This is a genomic window from Pectobacterium atrosepticum, assembly GCA_019056595.1.
Taxonomy (GTDB): domain Bacteria; phylum Pseudomonadota; class Gammaproteobacteria; order Enterobacterales; family Enterobacteriaceae; genus Pectobacterium; species Pectobacterium atrosepticum.
Genome location: CP036163.1, coordinates 4,154,151 through 4,173,109, shown reverse-complemented (window position 1 = coordinate 4,173,109; position 18,959 = coordinate 4,154,151). Strand labels below are relative to the sequence as shown.

General features: G+C 49.3%; 12 protein-coding genes. 2 read left to right on the top strand and 10 right to left on the bottom strand.

What is annotated here, in order from left to right:
* The first annotated feature begins 2 nt into the window (after positions 1 to 2).
* The gene (gene ybaK / locus DCX48_19595) at positions 3 to 482 is read left to right on the top strand and encodes a Cys-tRNA(Pro)/Cys-tRNA(Cys) deacylase YbaK (protein ID QXE16522.1); all 480 of its coding nucleotides are present in this window, start codon (positions 3 to 5) and stop codon (positions 480 to 482) included.
* A 451-nt stretch (positions 483 to 933) separates the two neighbouring features.
* On the opposite strand, the gene DCX48_19590 is transcribed toward ybaK, so the two are convergent.
* The 7 genes from DCX48_19590 to DCX48_19560 form a co-directional block, all read right to left on the bottom strand.
* Entirely contained in the window at positions 934 to 2,316 is a 1,383-nt protein-coding gene (locus tag DCX48_19590) for an exo-poly-alpha-D-galacturonosidase (protein ID QXE16521.1), read from the bottom strand.
* A gap of 275 nt (positions 2,317 to 2,591) precedes the next feature.
* Positions 2,592 to 3,578, bottom strand: coding sequence for a GTPase (locus tag DCX48_19585; protein QXE16520.1), 987 nt, complete (start codon positions 3,576 to 3,578; stop codon positions 2,592 to 2,594).
* A 16-nt stretch (positions 3,579 to 3,594) separates the two neighbouring features.
* The gene (locus DCX48_19580) at positions 3,595 to 3,798 is read right to left on the bottom strand and encodes a YbdD/YjiX family protein (GenBank protein QXE17318.1); all 204 of its coding nucleotides are present in this window, start codon (positions 3,796 to 3,798) and stop codon (positions 3,595 to 3,597) included.
* A 145-nt stretch (positions 3,799 to 3,943) separates the two neighbouring features.
* The gene (locus tag DCX48_19575; GenBank protein ID QXE16519.1) at positions 3,944 to 6,097 is read right to left on the bottom strand and encodes a carbon starvation protein A; all 2,154 of its coding nucleotides are present in this window, start codon (positions 6,095 to 6,097) and stop codon (positions 3,944 to 3,946) included.
* Between the two features lie 292 nt (positions 6,098 to 6,389).
* Positions 6,390 to 8,420: a discoidin domain-containing protein gene (locus DCX48_19570; GenBank protein ID QXE16518.1), complete on the bottom strand. Its 2,031-nt coding sequence runs from the start codon at positions 8,418 to 8,420 to the stop codon at positions 6,390 to 6,392.
* A gap of 159 nt (positions 8,421 to 8,579) precedes the next feature.
* The gene (locus tag DCX48_19565) at positions 8,580 to 10,592 is read right to left on the bottom strand and encodes a discoidin domain-containing protein (GenBank protein ID QXE16517.1); all 2,013 of its coding nucleotides are present in this window, start codon (positions 10,590 to 10,592) and stop codon (positions 8,580 to 8,582) included.
* Between the two features lie 230 nt (positions 10,593 to 10,822).
* Positions 10,823 to 12,472 carry a bifunctional UDP-sugar hydrolase/5'-nucleotidase gene (locus DCX48_19560; protein QXE16516.1) on the bottom strand — a complete coding sequence of 550 codons (1,650 nt, stop codon included), beginning with the start codon at positions 12,470 to 12,472 and terminating at the stop codon, positions 10,823 to 10,825.
* 667 nt (positions 12,473 to 13,139) lie between these two features.
* Here DCX48_19560 and DCX48_19555 point away from each other — a divergent pair.
* A complete protein-coding gene (locus tag DCX48_19555) occupies positions 13,140 to 14,825 on the top strand; it encodes a Kef family K(+) transporter (GenBank protein ID QXE16515.1) in 1,686 nt (561 codons plus the stop codon).
* 118 nt (positions 14,826 to 14,943) lie between these two features.
* Here DCX48_19555 and DCX48_19550 read toward each other — a convergent pair whose 3' ends face one another.
* The 3 genes from DCX48_19550 to htpG all read right to left on the bottom strand — a co-directional run bounded on the left by DCX48_19550 (position 14,944) and on the right by htpG (position 18,924).
* Positions 14,944 to 15,906, bottom strand: a complete 963-nt coding sequence (locus DCX48_19550) for a ferrochelatase (protein QXE16514.1) — start codon at positions 15,904 to 15,906, stop codon at positions 14,944 to 14,946.
* 222 nt (positions 15,907 to 16,128) lie between these two features.
* Positions 16,129 to 16,773 (bottom strand): adenylate kinase, encoded by a 645-nt coding sequence (locus tag DCX48_19545; protein QXE16513.1) that lies wholly within the window; start codon positions 16,771 to 16,773, stop codon positions 16,129 to 16,131.
* Between the two features lie 261 nt (positions 16,774 to 17,034).
* The gene (htpG, locus tag DCX48_19540) at positions 17,035 to 18,924 is read right to left on the bottom strand and encodes a molecular chaperone HtpG (protein QXE16512.1); all 1,890 of its coding nucleotides are present in this window, start codon (positions 18,922 to 18,924) and stop codon (positions 17,035 to 17,037) included.
* Positions 18,925 to 18,959 lie beyond the last annotated feature (35 nt).

Here is an 18,959-nt window from a genome sequence, read left to right as displayed (position 1 = left end):
TCATGACACCCGCAGTCAATTTACTCGAAAAGAATAAGATCGCCTTTACGCTACACAGTTACCACCACGACAGCGACGAAACCAACTTTGGCGAGGAAGCGGCCAGAAAACTGGGGCTGAATAAAGAACAGGTTTATAAAACGCTGCTTGTTTCTCTGAATGGTGATGCAAAAAATCTCGCAGTTGCCATCACGCCGGTCGCTGGAATGTTGGATCTCAAGAAAGTCGCACGTGCGCTGTCCGCCAAAAAAGCCGATATGGCCGATCCGGTCATCGCTCAGCGTGTAACGGGTTATCTGGTGGGAGGGATTAGCCCACTTGGGCAGAAGAAACTGCTGCCGACCGTGATTGATGAACCAGCGCGCCAGTTCGATACCATTTTCATTTCCGGCGGTAAACGTGGATTGGATATCGAATTATCGGCAGATGATCTGGCGCGGCTACTGCGCGCCACCTTTGCTGATATCGCCAAGCATGATTAATTCCTGTGATTAAACGAGCATAACCTGTCAGGCAATGTAGTATCAAAGCGAAGCAGATAGCAGAGGACTCCACGGCCAGTGTGTCCCCCGCTACCGCTTCATATACTCGTCATACTTCAAGTTGCATGTACGTTGGCTGCACTACTCGACACACTGATGTGTGTCTCGCCCCGCTGGGGCCGCTGCAAGCAGCGTTCAAACCTGCCTCTGGCAGATTTGTCAGTCGCCCGAATCACTTACTTGAGTAAGCTCATCGGGATGAAATGAGAGACATCCTGTCTCTCACCGGAGGCCAGCCGTTGGCTGGTCAAATTCGTTCCCGACGAATTTGTCCTTCCCTTGCCGCGTTATTCGGCCTTATGGCCTCACCCCTTCGGGGTCAGCGCACGCACTGTTCAAAAACGCCTTGCCGTTTTTGTCCTGAAACTCGAATTATTTAGGGTATAATCGATTACTGATCGACTTTCGCCCCTTTATCCAACTGCATTACCGGGCCTTCCTTCACATTGACAGTCAGGCCTTTGGTTTGCAGTTCCGCATTCCTTACCCGAATACCTTTATCCGCATCAATCCGCACGTTATCAAAGTGGAAACCACTGAGCGGCGCTTCCGGCACGCCGATAATGTACGCGGCGGCCTTGGTTTTACCGGTAGATTCCAGATTTTCAATGGTGACATTGCTGAAATGCGGCGTCTTGTACTGATCAAATGGCTGCTCTGGGTCGGTATCCGGTGGGTAAATCTGCTCACCCATCGTGAAGCCGCCTTCGGCCAGCATCTTGTCTACCTCAGCCTGCACAATCGGCGCGGCTTTGTAGTAAGCGGCAAAGACCAGCGGTATTTCGACATCCACCATTTTGGTATTACGGTAAGTGATGTTTTTCACTTCGCCGCCTTTACCGCGCAGGGTTTTAATGCGAATACCGTACATGGAACCTTCAAACTGGTTGTTTTCAACCAGTACGTTATTCACACCGCCGGAAGTTTCGCTGCCGATAGAAATGCCGCGCCCCTGCTTCAGGATATTGTTGGCGATATAGATGTTATCCACGACACCATTCGGGAAGCGGCTATCCGGCTTCTCGGCTTTTATCGCGATATGGTCGTCATTACAGTCGATGTAGTTGTTAGTAATACGGATATTCTGGCTGTCGATCGGGTCGATAGCATCGGTGTTTGGTGCATGCCACGGTGACAGAATCCGAGTACCGTTCACATCCACATCATGCGAGTAACGCATCACAACGTGGAAGCTCGGGGAATGCGTGAGTGTGACACCGTCCACCAGCACATTGCTGGAACTTTTGATATAAATCAGACGGGGACGATCGGTCCCGCCCTTCTTGCCGGTTGCGCGAATATTCTCACGCCAGCGCTCCCACCAGACGGCACCCTGCCCATCAATGGTGCCTTGACCGGTGATAGCCACGTTCTGCGCATCGGCAATACTGATAAAGGGAAGCCAGCCATTTTCCGCTTCAGCGTACTTGGTTTTTTCCGTCGCGCGATACGCCGCGACTTCGGTCGACGCGACGATAGTTGCATCTTTTGCCAAATCCAGTCGGATGTTACTCTTCAGAAACAGCGGATCGACCAGATAGTTACCGCGAGGAACGTGTACCGTTCCGCCACCAGCCGCAGCGCAATCATCAATCGCTTTCTGGAAAGCCTCGGTATTTAGTGCGATCTGTAGGCGGTGACCTTCGGCCCCGTATTGTGTGACGTCACAGGTTTTATCTGGGAATTTCACTGAACTGGCCGCTTGTGCCGTACCAGCTTGAATACCCAGTGTGATGCAGGAAGCCATTAAAGACAGAGCAAGACCACTACGCATACTTAACCTCACTAAATAATGAAATATCGTTTTAATAAAATACCACCAACATTCCATTAAAAAGCGAGAGACGATCACGTTTTAGATGTATTCGTAATAATTACAATAAGGTAGGGATTTTTTCGTGCAATTGCACTATTCCCATTATGAGAATCTACATATGACACGTACCGCCCAACCAGACAGGGCGCTGTATAAGTAGAGTAAGAGGCAGAAAAAAAGTAAATCAGCAAGATTGTGCTGACCTGGATGGCCAGCACAGATAAACAATAGCGTTATGCCGTCAGACGAGCGAAAGCGTCACGGATTTCCTGTTCAGGCAAATCAACACCAATAAACACCAGCACGCTCTTTCTTTCTTCATCAGCATGCCATTCTCTGTCCCAGTCAGCGCTGTACAAACGCTGGACTCCCTGAAACAGCAGGCGGCGGTCGTCACCGTTGATGGCCAGAATGCCTTTATAACGCAGTAGATTATCGGAGAATTGTAGCAGCAGGTTTTCCATCACATCGGAGACTGCCTGAAGCTCAACGGCATCATCGAGATACACAACAATCGACTGCACGTTATTCTGCGTAGGAGCGACAAAGCGAAATACCGGCGTTTTCACGTCCAGCTTGTCACTAAGGACAAAGCCGTCGATGTTAAACAGCACGCTCAGATCGATATTCCCGTGTACCACAGGATAGATTGGTGCGCGCGCGTTGATGCGTTGCAAACGCGGTAGCAGCGTCTCGTCTTCGCTTGCCACATCGGTTTTGGTTAGCAGTATGCGATCAGCATAGCCAATCTGTGACTGTGCGATGGTGAACTGATTAAGCTGTTGTTGCGCATGTGCCGCATCAACCAACGTGATGATTCCGTCCAGAACAAAGCGTTCACAGATAACTTCATGAGAGAAGAAGGTTTGCGCCACCGGCCCCGGATCGGCCATACCAGTGCATTCAATGATGACGTGATCAAAATCTAGCGTGCCGTTATCCACGCCATCAACCAGATCGAGCAGCGCATCAGCCAGCTCATTGGACTTCGTGCAACAGATACAGCCGTTACTCAGCGTCGTAATCTGGCTGGCACGTTCACCGATTAGCGTATTATCAATCGGAACTTCGCCGAACTCATTTTCAATCACGGCAATCTTGTAGCCGTGTTCGGCATTCAGGATATGCCGTAATAAGGTGGTTTTTCCGGCACCGAGAAACCCGGTCAAAATAGTGACATACACAGGTTTAGTCACATCAGAGGATAAAGGTTGAGTCATAACAGGTTCCAAGTCGTTAACAGCAGCGCATCCCGCCTTTGCCGTCTCCGCCGTAACGCGCCTGCTGGCGTTCGCGGAAAAATTCTTCGTACGTCATCGCAGGTTTATCCGGGTGATTGGTCTGCATATGCTGCACATAGGTATCATAATCTGGCATACCGACCAGCATACGCGCCGCCTGGCCCAAATATTTTCCTGCTTTTCCCAGATTGCCAAACATCATTACCTCCAGACCATCGCCTGCAATAGCGGCTAGATAAAAAATACCCTGCATAACGTTATACATTATACAGGGTATCTGTACCCGTCATCTTTCGCGTTCAACCTTGCTAGCTGTCTCGCAAAATCTGACAGGCGCGTGTGGCTTAGTGACCAGAAGAGAGTTTCACGCCACCTTCAGGAACCGGAACATACGGCGTTTCCTGATCGGTACGTTCAGCCACTTTACGTGCAGCCAATGCCGCTTTAATACCGTACGCTATGATGCTGTACACCACGATCAGGAACAGAATGCTCAGACCGGCGTTGGTATAGTTGTTGGTCACGATATGGTTCATGTTCGAAATCTGCTGCGCGCTCAGATCGGCACCGCCTTCTGCAATTTTGCCCTTGAACATGTTCGCCATGTAGAAGAAGCCTTCCAACTGTGGGTTGTCGCTGAACAGTTTCAGACCCAGCGCCCAAGTGGTACAGATCAGCAGCCAAACCGCCGGAACCAATGTGACCCAAATGTACTGTGTACGTTTCATCTTAATCAGGATGACGGTACCCAGTACCAGCGCCACCGCAGCCAGCATCTGGTTAGAGATACCGAACAGCGGCCACAGGCTCTTCACGCCGCCCAGCGGATCAACCACACCTTGATACAGCAGGTAGCCCCACAGACCGACACAACCCGCCGTACCGATCATACCAGCAATCAGCGAATCCGTTTTCTTCAGGAAAGGAACGAAGTTACCCAACAGATCCTGCAACATGAAGCGACCAGCACGCGTACCCGCATCCAGAGCTGTCAGAATAAACAGCGCTTCAAACAGAATACCGAAGTGATACCAGAAGCCCATATTGGCGCCAGGAATGATCTGGTGGAACACGTGTGCAATGCCGACAGCCAGCGTTGGTGCACCACCTGCGCGGTTAAGAACGGAAGGTTCACCGATGTCTTTCGCCGTTTGCATAATCTGCTCAGGAGAAATTACGAAGCCCCAGGAGCTGACGGTTGCTGCCGCGTGTGCAGATACATCTTGTAACTGTGCCAAAATCATCGGCGCATCCGCAGTGCCCAGTCGATGCAGATCCGGCATCGTAATACCCAACGCCGCTGGCGGGGTATTCATCGCAAAGTAGAGACCCGGTTCGATGATAGACGCCGCAACCAAAGCCATGATCGCCACGAAAGATTCCATCAACATTGCACCGTAACCGATGAACCGTGCATCTTTTTCGTTAGCCATCAATTTCGGCGTAGTACCGGAAGCAATCAATGCGTGGAAGCCAGACACCGCACCACAGGCGATAGTAATAAACAGGAATGGGAACAGCGTACCTTTCCAGACCGGACCGGTGCCATCCACAAACTGCGTTATCGCTGGCATTTTCAGATCGGGATTAAGTATCACAATACCAATCGCCAGACCGACGATCACACCGATTTTCAGGAAGGTCGCCAGATAGTCACGCGGAGCCAGAATCAACCATACTGGCAGCAGTGCAGACACGAAGGCATAGCCAATCAGCGTATAAGTAATGGTCGTATCTTTGAAGGTCAGCGCCGGACCCCAGTACGGGTCATGTGCCACTACGCCACCAAACCAGATCGCCAGCACCAGCAGCACGATCCCCATCACCGAAATTTCACCGACTTTACCCGGACGGATAAAGCGCATGTAGACGCCCATAAAGAGCGCGATCGGTACCGTAGAACAAACGGTAAAGACGCCCCACGGACTTTCTGCCAGCGCTTTCACCACAATCAGCGCCAGTACGGCAAGAATGATGATCATGATAAGGAAGCAGCCGAACAGCGCAATCGTACCCGGTACTGGGCCGAGTTCTTTCTTAACGATTTCGCCTAACGACGCACCGTTACGGCGGGTCGAAATAAACAGCACCATGAAGTCCTGCACGGCACCCGCCAGCACCACGCCGCCCAGCAACCATAAGGTGCCCGGCAGGTAGCCGACCTGCGCGGCCAGTACCGGCCCAACCAGCGGCCCCGCACCTGCGATAGCAGCAAAGTGGTGCCCGAACAGAACGTTACGGTTCGTCGGTACATAGTTAAGACCGTCGTTATTGACAACGGCGGGGGTTGCTCTGGTCGGATCCAACTGCATGACTTTTTGTGCGATATACAGGCTGTAGTATCGATAGGCCACGAGGTAAACGGCGACAGAAGCAACAATAATCCATAAGGCACTGACATGCTCACCGCGACGTAGTGCGACTACGCCGAGGCAGGCAGCCCCAATGATTCCAAGAATCATCCAGGGGATGTGTTTAAGAATGGAATTGCTCTTCATAAGACATCCTTCAATTAAAAATCACAATCGTTTGATTTTGTTAGCTGTAGAAAAATAAACCCTGGTAAAGCGTTGTGCGATAACGCGAGTCATCGCGTATTTCAGATAAGGAAGATAGTGGCGGCACAGTACGTCATCGCGTACGCGCGTGGGGCGGGTATTTGGGTAGGCGGCAGAATAGCGTGCTAAGCGGTTAGAATGACGCAGTGAGTGGCTGGAGAAAAATTGGACGACATCAAAAAGAAAAGGCCGCGACATTCGCGGCAAGTAGAATGTTGAGTATCGTGAGTTATTACGGAGCCTGATACGCCAGTTTGTAATTGCCCGCTGCCACAGTGCGGAATGTCACACTGTCGGTGCGCCAGCGAATTTCCACTTCCGTTGGTGATTGCACTTTCCAGCTAGACGCATCGTTGACGTTCAGCACCAGTCGGTCAATGGTCGCTACATCTGTGGCAGGGTCGGTGATATCAAGCGCGAACGCAAAGGCGAGGGCATCTGGTACGCCGTTGTTGGATGAGAACAACTGCGTCCACTGTGCCGCAGTAATCCCACCAAGCTCGGCTGGCGTCATACCATCAGCAATCAACGCCGTTGCACCTGCCGTATCTGCTGACAGCGCACCAACATCAACCCACGCCCCGCTCCGCAAGACATGCCAGTTAATCAGATCTCGCGTTACGGCGACGCGCACTTTGCCGCTGCCAGTCTGCGTTGCTGTTAGCGTTGCTGAATTGATTTGTGACCATGAATCAGTTGATGTTAATAACGTCTGAATGACTAATTGCTCTAATGGTGTATATGTTGTGCGCACACTAATCTGCCGATCAGAAATCAGTTTTACAGGAGTAGTAAAAATAGGCAGCGTCGTATTTAATGAATCGATTTTCGATACACCTAACAGATCTATTTTTTCTGGGGTCAACTCTCCAGTGATTTCAGTCAGTACGCTTCCAGAGAAGCCATAGTTTTTCCCACCAGTATGGATAACAAACTTTCCATTTGGTTGAAAGAATTTTAATTCTGAAATAGTGACATATGGGCTGCTACCATTAATAGCTGTAATTAACAGACGGTAACGTTTGTAACTAGAGAATTGTGAGAGAGTAAAATTCCTTATCACACCAGGTTCATTATTTGCGTCATCGGTAACGGAATGTAAATCATCCCACGTTACACTCTTATCATTACTGCCTTGGAGTTTCCACGTTCGAACATTCCCCATATCCAGTTGGCTACGGTTGGTAATTTGATAACCACCGATGACCTCTTCCGCTGGTAAATCGATTTGTAGCCAGTGAGGACGTTCAATAGAAGGTACCCATGTCCCATCAGTTCCCCAACAGTTGGGTGGCGGACCTGAATTGTTAGAGCCATCAAACGCGATAAAAGCTTTATACATCCCTAGAGATTCATTAGATGCGCTCGCTGTATAACCTACTGGCAATGTATTAGATGTCATAAAAGGAATAACGGACGAAGAAAAATCAGCCATTACAGCGATATCTAATTTCTCACCATCCGATTTTATTTCAGCAGAGTAAAAACCCTCATCTGGCATTAGTTGATAATTTGAACCAGTATAAAGACTGACCATGCCATCAAAAATAACTGCACTCGTCGCTTTGTAATTTGGCTCACTCGACGCATTAAAATCATCAACCACATAAGTCTGATTCGCAGCACCTGCTTCTTCTTTCAGCGCATACGCCGCGAGATTAAATTTATTTTGTGGACTCATGCTGAACGCGTGATTTTGCCCTGCCGTTGCGCCCTGACGATCGGCGACGATGTAGCCAGAGTTGCTGCTGCCGGAACCACCGCCCGTTGAGCTAATTACCGTTTTCTCATTCGCAGCGTTATAGCTCAGCGTCACGCCTGCTCCTGCTTCCAGTGAGGAATGGATGAGCTGTTTTGTTTTTTGCGTGTAGTCGGTGATTTCCGATGTGGTGTGAGTATGCCCTACCGCTGCTACGCCCATTTGCGCTGGGGTTGGTGAAAAATCACCGCTACCTAACAACGATTGACCAAAGAGCGTGCGGATATTCGTTCCAGAGATTAATTCAGCCTGCTTCGCATTCCAGACTGCTTTCTCATCCGGTGTAGCAAATTGTCTGGTGGCCGTTTCGGTAATCTGATCGGCGGTATAGTCACCGGATTGTGCAGTGACAACACCAGTCCGTCCGAATACGGAGGAAACGTCAGAAACACCGGGTTCTTGCCCACTTCCGTTATCGGAATGACAGCAAGTATGAGGATTAACGGTAAATGTTGATTTGCCTGTACTGTCACAAACATTGATTTCAATATTGATGTTTTTCATAGTACTGATGGCTCCATTGATAAAAGGCATCAGAAGTGTCGTTTATTTAGAGAGAGTATTATTTTAAAGCGTTTTAATAATTTATTCTTTTATATAAAACACAGATGAAAAAAAAGCCGCGATATACACGGCCATTGGAATAGGCAGTAGGGAGAAGAATTACGGAACCTGATACGCCAGTTTATAATTACCCGCCGTCACGGTACGGAATGTCACACTGTCGGTGCGCCAGCGAATTTCCACTTCCGCAGGGGATTGCACTTTCCAGCTAGACGCATCGTTGACGTTCAGTACCAGTCGATCAATAGTCGCAACATCTGTGGCTGGATCGGTGATATCAAGTGCGAATGCAAACGCAAGCGCGTCCGGCACGTCATTGTTTGATGAGAACAACTGCGTCCACTGTGCCGCAGTAATCCCACCAAGCTCGGCTGGCGTCATACCATCAGCAATCAACACCGTAGCGCCTGCCGTATCTGCTGACAATGCACCAACATCAACCCACGCCCCGCTCCGCAAGACATACCAGTTAATCAGATCTCGCGTTACGGCGACGCGCACTTTGCCGCTGCCCGTCTGCGTAGCTGTTAAGATTGCGGAATTGATTTGTGACCATGATCCACCAGGGAGCAGAGAGCGTTGAATTGATAGCTGGGATTGTGGTGTGTAAAGAACGTCAACATGTATTCCCTCCCCTGAATATATATTACTGGATGGGTATTGTTGGATATTTCCTGATGCGATAAAACCATCACGAATAAAATCACTGGCACTGGTTGGAGCAGGAACATTTGACAGAATTCCATTTCTCACAGTAAACCATTGCTCACCCGCTTTAAGTAACATCTTTGAACCGGTGAACAACGATAATTCTTTGATGCAAACAAAATTATCGCCGCCATTCGATGCTGTGAACAATAATCGATACGACATGTATCGCCCCGGAGTCGATACTGTAAATCGGCGAATAACGCCCGATGTGTTATTTTCATCGTTTGATACAGCATGCAGAGTGGCCCAGTCATTATCGTTATTACTCCCTTGTAATTCCCATGACCTTGGATTTGACAGCCCAGCATATACACGGTTTGTTATCGCGTACTCAGTAATATATTGATGGTCAGGGAATTTCAAACTCAGCCATTGAGGATTACTGTCTGTCGGCCTCTGATTTGAGGCCCAGCAGTCACGCACGTTATTGGGGCTAGAATCATTTCTATCAAATGCGATATATGCAGGATACGATGGCGAATATATTGAAGATGCCGATGCAATATAACCGCGATCAGAGTCTGCCGTCATTACGGGTACAATTGACACACTGGGTAGACTAATAGAGACAGCACGATTACCCGAATTCACCTCCGATGAATAAAAATCACCGTTCTTAACAAGCTCAACACCTCCGCCAATATTCGGATGTATTTTTCCATCAAAAACAACATCATTTGTTGTTTCATAGTTAATTTTGCTCGATGCATTGAAATCATCAACCACATAAACCTGATTCGCTGCACCAACGACTTCTTTCAGCGCATACGCCGCGAGATTAAATTTATTTTGTGGACTCATGCTGAACGCGTGATTTTGCCCTGCCGTTGCGCCCTGTCGATCGGCGACAATATAGCCAGAATCGCCGCTGCCAGAGCCTCCGCCCGTTGCGCTAATTACCGTTTTCTCACTCGCAGGGCTATAACTCAGCGTTATGCCCGCCCCTGCTTCCAATGAGGAATGGATGAGCTGTTTCGTTTTTTGCGTGTAGTCGGTGATTTCCGATGTGGTATGAGTATGTCCTACCGCTGCTACACCCATTTGTGCTGGTGTTGGTGAAAGATCACCGCTACCTAACAACGATTGGCCAAAGAGCGTACGAATATTTGTTCCAGAGATTAATGCAGCCTGCTTCGCATTCCAGACTGCTTTCTCATCCGATGTAGCAAATTTTCTGGTGGCCGTTTCGGTAATCTGATCGGCGGTATAGTCACCGGATTGTGCAGTGACAACACCAGTCCGTCCAAATACGGAGAAAACACCCGAAACATTAGGTTCTTCCTCACCCTCGTCATTTGAATGACAGCAAGTATGAGGGGTGACCTGAATAGGGGGATGAACAGTACACGTCGATTTTCCTGTACTATCACAGACATTAATTTCAATATTTACGCTTTTCATTATTTTGATAACTCCGTTGATAAAAGGCACAGGGAGTATCATTTATTTTGCGGGGGAATTATTTTAAAGCGCGTTAAGAAAAAGGGATTTTTATAATTTAAACCAATGAATTAATTTATTTCACTTTGGCAAATAAGATCTTAAATCCACGCTATTTCTTTAAGATATCTCAGAGAAAAAACAGCGGTTTTCGCCACCAGCACAGAGACAAAAACCGCCATCATTATCAGTTATTTATAAACAATCTCACCTTTCGGTGCATAAGCTTGCGCATCCAGCGGAGAATGCTTCTCGATATATTGCTTCAGCACTTCAGCATCAACAAAACCGGTGTTCACATAACCTGGCAAATTATCAAGACGTGGGTAACCATCCCCCCCCATCGCATTAAAGTTCAGCGTTGCCATGCGGTAAACTTTATTTGCCTGCAACGGCTCACCTTTGATTTTCACGTTCTGCACGCCCTGTCCGTCTGCCGTTAGGCTAACGTTAAGGAATTGCGCATAGGCACCAGAATCCACCTTTTTATTAGCGGCTACGGCTAGGTATTTCTCGACGTCGCTGCCTTTCATATTCACATAAACCAGCGTGTTAGCAAACGGCTGAACCTTCAGTACATCTTTATAAGTGATATCACCCGATTCAATCGAATCACGTACTCCACCGCCGCTCATGATGGCGAAATCGGCCTCTGCTCGCTCAAGTTGCGCAGACAGCAGCACGTGTGCCAGATTGGTCTGACGGAAACGCACCTGATTGCGATCGCCTTCCAATTTGCCTTTCACGCTACCGATCTTGATGCCCAACTGCGCCTGTCCTTTTTCCTGGAACGGCGTCAGCATTTTCATGACGTCAGAGTCCTGCGTGATTTCATGCGTATAGAAAACCCGTTCGGTCTTGCCGTCTTTCTCTACTTTTTTCTTCAGGTTGATCGGAATCAGCTGATAATGCTCAAGTTTCAATTCGCCATTACGGAATGTGAAATCAGCACGACCCACATATTTACCCCACTCATGCGCCTGAACAATCCAGGTACCATTCTGGCGATCGGGAGCACAAGGCGTGCCCGGCACATAATCCACCTGCTTTTTATTTTCCTGCGCCATACAGACCGGATCCTGCGAGTGGCCGCCGACAATCATGTCCAGATATCCAGCAGGCAGGCTACGCGCCATTTCCACATCACCCGGTGCATTCGAGCCATGATTACCATCGTCATAGTGCCCCATGTGCGTCGCAGCAATGATCACATCTGGCTTTTCGCTCTTACGCAACTGCTCAACAACCTGCTTCGCTTCCGTCGAAGGATTACGGAATTCGATATCGGTAAAATACTCAGGATTGCCTAATTTGGCCGTATCATCCGTTGTCAGGCCGATAACTGCGATTTTCACACCTTGCTTGTCGAACAGGGCATAAGGCTTGAACAACCGCTGATCGGTGCTTTTTTGGTAGATATTGGCCGATAACAGTGGGAATTTTGCCCATTTCTCCTGCTGACGCAGCACAGACAGTGGATTATCGAATTCGTGGTTGCCGAGTGCCATCGCATCATAGCCAACCATGTTCATACCACGAAAATCAGGCTCCGCATCCTGCAAATCGGACTCAGGAACGCCGGTATTAATATCACCGCCGGAAAGCAGTAATACGCTGCCACCTTTACTCGCCACTTCCTGACGAATCTGATCGACCAACGTTTTTTGCGCAGCCAAACCATATTCGCCGTGATCGTTATGCCAGAAATGACCGTGGTGGTCATTCGTATGCAAAATAGTGATGGCGTATGTTTTGTCTTTTTCCCAAGCCATTGACATAACAGGTGTTAACGCCAGCGATACTGCCATTGCACATCCCAGAGCTTTTATTGAAAAGCGCATGATAAATCTCCGTTTATTTTAAAGCTGCAGTGGAACCACTGAGAAATTCATTGCACAAATTATCACAGCCAGATGAACAATGCGCCAAGCACGTTCACGCCATCCGTCAGCAATGTGCAGTAGGTGACAAAATCAGATTAGGTATAGCCGCTATAGTGATATCACGCTGGCCTGGCACTGTCGTCGCACCGTCACGAACTCTTGCTAATATGGATACTTCATCGTAATAACCTAACATCACACCGTTTATCCTCTGTTTTCTGGCTTTTACACAGGTGGAAAAAATCATTCCGTTGAATACACGGAAAATTTGTAGTGAATTCACACCAAGAACATCACGCCATCATAATAATTACGCATGTTTATCAATGCTTATCGTGAGAAACCATCCATAAATCTGTGTTACACTACCTTTAACTGGAGAAGCTGATATTTTTCATAAAATACCACTTTTATCCAAGCAACATTTCGTTATATGCAATAGAATTTGTATATACCCAGAATAATTGGCGTTGCAACCAGACAGCAAACGAACGAATCCCAATACGCTTTTCGGTACATAATAAGAGTGATAAGGGTACGTAAGCGCCGCTAACCACGCTGTAGCTTCAAGGCAAGAAGGGTAAATCCGCTCAATTACGTTTCATCTATGGCACAAGGAGTTGGGATGCATGCTGCAACACCGCTAATTTCTACTATCGCAGGGGGGCTGGTTCTTGCCTTCATCCTTGGTATTCTGGCACACCGCCTACGTATCTCTCCCCTTGTTGGTTACCTTGCCGCAGGCGTACTTGTCGGTCCTTTTACCCCCGGATTTGTCGCTGATACCTCACTAGCATCAGAACTGGCTGAACTTGGCGTAATCCTGCTGATGTTTGGCGTTGGCCTGCACTTCTCGCTGAAAGACCTCATGGCGGTAAAGTCTATAGCCATTCCCGGTGCGATAGCCCAGATTGCCGTGGCAACGCTACTTGGAATGGGGTTATCAACTATGCTGGGCTGGAACCTGGCGAGCGGCCTGGTTTTTGGCCTCTGTCTATCAACCGCCAGTACAGTGGTTCTGCTACGTGCGCTGGAAGAACGCCAGCTTATTGATAGCCAGCGTGGCCAAATCGCTATCGGCTGGCTGATCGTAGAAGATCTGGCGATGGTGCTTACGCTGGTTCTGCTGCCAGCCTTCGGCGACATGATCGGGGCTGAGCATGCTGACACCAGCAAGCTGCTAGCCGATTTGGCTTGGACCATAGGTAAAGTCATCGCGTTTATCACCCTGATGATTGTGGTAGGTCGCCGTCTAGTGCCGTGGGTGTTGGCAAAAAGCGCAAGCACAGGCTCACGCGAGCTTTTCACACTGGCGGTATTAGCGATGGCTCTGGGTATCGCCTTTGGCGCAGTGAAACTGTTTGATGTCTCTTTTGCACTGGGCGCATTCTTTGCAGGTGTGGTACTGAACGAATCTGAGCTCAGTCAGCGGGCTGCTCACGATACACTGCCGCTGCGCGATGCCTTCGCCGTACTGTTCTTTGTTTCTGTCGGCATGCTGTTTGATCCGATGATCTTGCTGAACGATCCGGTTTCCGTGCTGATCACTCTGGCAATCATCGTGTTCGGTAAGTCAGCCGCTGCTTTCGCGCTGGTTCGCCTCTTTGGCCACTCAAAACGGACAGCATTGACGATTTCTGCCAGTCTGGCGCAGATCGGCGAATTTGCCTTTATTTTAGCCGGACTCGGCATTGTGTTGGGGCTGTTGTCCGAAGAGGGTCGAAATCTGGTACTAGCCGGTGCCATTCTCTCCATCATGATAAACCCGCTGCTGTTTACGCTGCTTGAACGCTATCTGGCGAAGAACGAAACAATAGAAGAGCAGATCGTAGAAGAGGCCATCGAAGAAGAGAAACAGATTCCTGTCGATATGTGCAACCATGCTCTGCTGGTCGGCTATGGCCGCGTTGGTAGCCTGATTGGCGCCAAATTGCATCAGGCAGGCATTCCCGTGGTAGTGGTTGAGAATTCACGTACACGCGTCGATGCCCTACGTGAGCAAGGCATTAAAGCCGTGTTGGGCAACGCTACAAAGCCTGAAGTCATGGATATTGCTCGTATCGACTGTGCCCGTTGGCTATTACTGACCATTCCGAACGGCTATGAAGCCGGGGAAATCGTCGCTGCGGCCCGTGAGAAACGCGCCGACCTAGAGATTATTGCTCGCGCGCACTATGACGATGAAGTTAGCTACATTACCGAGCACGGTGCCAATGAGGTAGTCATGGGCGAAAGGGAAATAGCCAACAGCATGATCACGCTGCTGAAGCTGGATGAAATCCCACCAGCACCTCAGGCGTGTCCTATCTAAACGGCTCGACTACATGCTGAATAACAAAAATGGCGGACAAATTATGCCCGCCATTTTTTATGCTGTTCAACGTAGGTATGATGCTTTCAAGCATTACCAAACAAAGGTAATCTCTCCCCTATTCTACTTTTCCAACTAGCTGTTCCAGCAGATCGATATGTAGCGGATCGTCATTGAGCGCAGGAATATAGTGGAATGCTTCTCCACCAGCGTGCAGGAAGATTTCACGGTTCTGTTCTTGAATCTCTTCCAGCGTTTCCAGACAGTCCGCAGCAAAACCAGGGCACATAATCTGAATGTGCTTGATTCCCTGTGCGGGTAATCCCTGCATGGTTTCATCCGTGTACGGCGTTAGCCAGGGTTCACGGCCAAAACGCGACTGGAAGGTCATCATTATTTTGCCTTCCGGCAGCCCCAGCGCGGCAATCAGCGCCTCAGTCGTCGCCCGACAGCGCTGCGGATAGTCATCCCCTTCATTGGCATAACGCACGGGAATGCCGTGATAGGAGATCACCAATCTGTCCGGCTCACCATGCTCCGCAAAAGACTGCTCAACACGGTGCTTCAAGGCCGCAATATAAGCAGGATGTTCAGCGTAATCACGGATAAAGCGAATCGCAGGCAACTGCCGATTATCACGCAGTTGCGCAGCAAGCCCATCCCATACCGCGGCGGTCGTTGAACAGGAATATTGCGGATACATGGGCAAAACCACCAGTTGCGTTACGCCCTGCGCCAGCAGCTTATCCAGCGCTGAACGCAAGCTGGGCGAACCATAGCTCATGCCTAGCTCAACAGGCGTGTCTGGCATACGTGCAGCCAGCGCCTGATGCTGTCGACGGCTAATCACCAACAGCGGCGATCCGCCTTCCATCCAGACAGATTGATAGAGCTTCGCCACTCGTGGTGAGCGAATTGGCAGGATGATACCGCGCAGCAACGGCCACCATAGCAAACGCGGTGTATCCACTACGCGGCGGTCGCTCAGAAACTCAGCCAGATAACGCCTCACCGCCTGCGGCGTCGGGGCATCAGGTGTCCCTAAGTTCACCATCAGCACGCCGTATTTCTCTTGTTTCATCGCCGTCTTCCTTTTATGGAGAAGCAGGCTTTCTTTCAGCCCACCAGTGCGTAACATCAGATTCCTATTGTAGCGAAAAAAAGCTAAACAAATACGGGTAGATAGCAGGGGTAAAGCCGATGCTATCAATAGAGAAAAATAAGCAAACAAGAATTTCAGAACAAAAAAATGCCAGACGATCGTCTGGCATTCAGATGGCGGGGTATGATTCGCTTAGAAAAACTAGCCCAGAATGGTTTCCAGTTCTGCGCGAACTTCTTCTACTTTACGCGTGCCTTCCACTTTGAAATAGCGCGTATTACCCGCGTCAGCTTCTTTCTGATAGTAAGAAACCAGTGGCGCAGTCTGCTGATGATATTCAACCAGACGTTTACGCACGGTATCTTCCTGATCGTCCTTACGAACGCTCAGGTCTTCGCCGGTCACATCGTCTTTGTCTTCAACTTTAGGCGGATTAAATTTTACGTGATAAACACGACCGGACGCCGCATGAACGCGACGACCAATGATACGATCGATGATCAGTTCGTCAGGAACTGCGAATTCGATGACGTAGTCCACATCGATGCCAGCATCTTTCATAGCATCAGCCTGCGGAATGGTGCGTGGGAAGCCATCCAGTAGAAAACCGTTACGGCAATCGTCCTGTGCAATGCGCTCTTTAACCAGAGCAATGACCAGTTCATCAGTGACCAGTTTACCCGCGTCCATGATTTCTTTAGCCTGCTTGCCCAATTCAGTACCGGCTTTTACCGCTGCACGCAGCATGTCACCCGTGGAAATCTGCGGAATACCGTATTTTCCCATGATGAATTGAGCCTGAGTACCTTTGCCTGCGCCCGGAGCGCCCAGCAGAATAATACGCATCGCGTAAATCCCCTTGCTATGTAATATTTATAAAATAAATTTGAAAAACGCTGAACCATACCATTCTGGACGCTTATGCTCAAGGAACTGGCTCGCTTCAGCATCGCGTAGGCAGATGAAAAAAAACCAAATACCCAAAAATACGGTTTGCCGTCTGCCTAATGTTGCCATTCAGTGTAGACGAAGAAACCCTCGTCAGAGGAAGGAAGAGTAAAATCGGAGAAGACCCCGGTTGACACCGGGGTCTGAAGGACATCAATATCAGGCGCTTAATAGCTGATTCATACGACGAATGAACAGATTTGGATCGTCCAGCGTTCCGCGTTCCGCTAACAAAGCCTGATCCAGAAGCAGCTCAACCCACTCACCAAATTCAGCCTCATCAGAAACGTCAGCTGCACGTTTAATTAACGCGTGCTCCGGGTTCAGTTCAAAAATGTACTTCACTTCCGGCGCTTGTTGGCCCGCTGCGGCGAACAGTTTCGCCATCTGCGTGCTCATCTCGTCGGCATCCGTCACGACAATTGCAGGCGTATCGGTCAAACGGTACGTGAAACGCACGTCTTTAACGCGTTCGCCCAGCAGCGTTTTCACACGCTCGACAAACGGCTCCAGCGCTTTTTGTGCTTCTTTCTGCGCATCGTTTTCTTCATCAGCCAGTTTGTCCAACGTATCATCCGCTTTGCTAACAGACTGGAAGGATTTACCGTCAAACTCGGTCAGGTAGCTCATCATCCATTCGTCAATACGCTCGGACAACAACAATACCTCAATGCCTTTCTTACGGAACAGCTCCAGGTGTGGGCTGCTCTTCGCTGCCGCATAGCTGTCTGCAGTGATGTAGTAGATCTTGTCCTGACCTTCCACCATGCGACTAACGTAATCTTCCAGCGACACCGTCTGCGCTGAACTATCAGATTGCGTGGTGGCAAAGCGCAGCAGTTTCGCGATCGCTTCCCGGTTGCTACCGTCTTCCGCCGGACCTTCTTTCAGCACCAGACCGAACTGTTGCCAGAACGTTTGATATTTTTCCGCGTCGTCTTTCGCCAGTTTGTCCAGCATTTGCAGCACACGTTTGGTCAGCGCATTACGCAAATTCTGCGTCACACGGCTGTCCTGCAAAATCTCACGGGAAACGTTCAACGGCAAATCGTTGGAATCAATCAGGCCACGAACAAAACGCAGGTAATTCGGCATGAACTGTTCAGCATCATCCATAATGAAGACACGCTGAACATACAATTTTAGACCGTGTTTATGATCGCGATTCCACATATCCCACGGTGCATGTGCAGGAATGTAGAGCAGGCTGGTGTACTCCTGCTTGCCTTCTACACGGTTGTGGCTCCAGCTCAGCGGATCGGTAAAGTCATGGGAGATGTGCTTATAAAATTCGTTGTACTCATCATCGCTGACTTCAGATTTACTGCGCGTCCACAGGGCTTGTGCCTTGTTAATTTTTTCCCAACTAACAGTGGACTCACCACCTTCTTCTTCGCTTTCTGTCTGGGATTCGATTTCTACCGGCAGCGCGATATGGTCAGAGTATTTGCTGATGACGGAACGCACACGCCAGTCATCCAGAAACTCGTCTTCGCCTTCACGCAGATGCAGAGTGATTTCCGTTCCGCGATCGTCTTTAGTGATGTCAGCAATGGTATAATCGCCTTCACCGGCAGATTCCCAATACACGCCCTGATCGGCATTCGCGCCCGCGGCACGGGTACGCACGGTCACTTTATCCGCCACGATGAAGGCAGAGTAGAAACCCACACCGAACTGACCAATCAGTTGGCTATCTTTAACCTGATCGGAACCCATGGATTCCAGAAAGGATTTAGTGCCGGATTTTGCAATAGTACCCAGATTATCAATCACTTCGTCACGGCTCATGCCGATACCGTTGTCAGAAATCGTCAGAGTACGTTTTTCTTTATCCGTAGACACGCGCACGCGCAGGTCGCCATCACCCGCATACAGTTCTGGTGTGGACAGCGCACGGAAACGTAGCTTGTCTGCTGCATCAGAGGCGTTGGAGATCAATTCACGCAGAAAAATTTCTTTATTGGAGTAAAGCGAATGGATCATCAAATGCAGTAGTTGCTTAACTTCGGACTGGAACCCGCGAGTTTCTTGGCCTTTCATACTCATTGTTGCTTACCTCAATCCTAATATTATTCAGGCTG